Source organism: Gluconobacter sp. P1D12_c (genome assembly GCF_018812105.1).
GTDB classification, from domain to species: Bacteria; Pseudomonadota; Alphaproteobacteria; order Acetobacterales; family Acetobacteraceae; genus Gluconobacter; species Gluconobacter oxydans_A.
In genome coordinates this window covers 1-477 of record NZ_JACSIQ010000403.1, presented here as the reverse complement: position 1 = coordinate 477, position 477 = coordinate 1, and the positions used below count along the sequence as shown (strand labels likewise).

Annotated in this window: 1 protein-coding gene; it reads left to right on the top strand. The window is 55.8% G+C overall.

Translation table 11 applies throughout. The features are described from left to right. A partial coding sequence (locus KP705_RS17375) for a transposase (RefSeq protein ID WP_215765182.1) occupies nt 1-477 on the top strand: 477 nt, incomplete at both ends.

Here is a 477-nt window from a genome sequence, read left to right as displayed (position 1 = left end):
CTGATGTTCAAAATTCTGGTCATCCAGACGCTGAACAATCTGTCCGACGAGCGAACGGAATATCTGATCAACGACCGCCTGTCCTTCATGCGTTTCCTTGGTCTGGGACTGTCGGACCGGGTGCCCGATTCCAAAACGGTCTGGCTGCTCCGTGAACGCCTGACACAGGCGGGTGCGATCGATGGGCTGTTTAACCGGTTTGAAGCGACCCTGCGGAACGCCGGTTATCTGCCGATGTCAGGCCAGATCCTGGATGCAACATTGGTAGCCGCTCCAAAGCAGCGCAATACGAATGCTGAGAAAGCCGACCTCCGGGCAGGGCGTATTCCTGAAGACTGGCAGGATAAGCCATCCAGATTGTCCCACAAGGACAGGAACACCCGCTGTACACTGAAGTTCACGAAGGCGAAGCGGCAAGACGATGGAACCATGCCATCCAGCGATCTGGCTATCCCATTCTTTGGCTACAAACCCCAC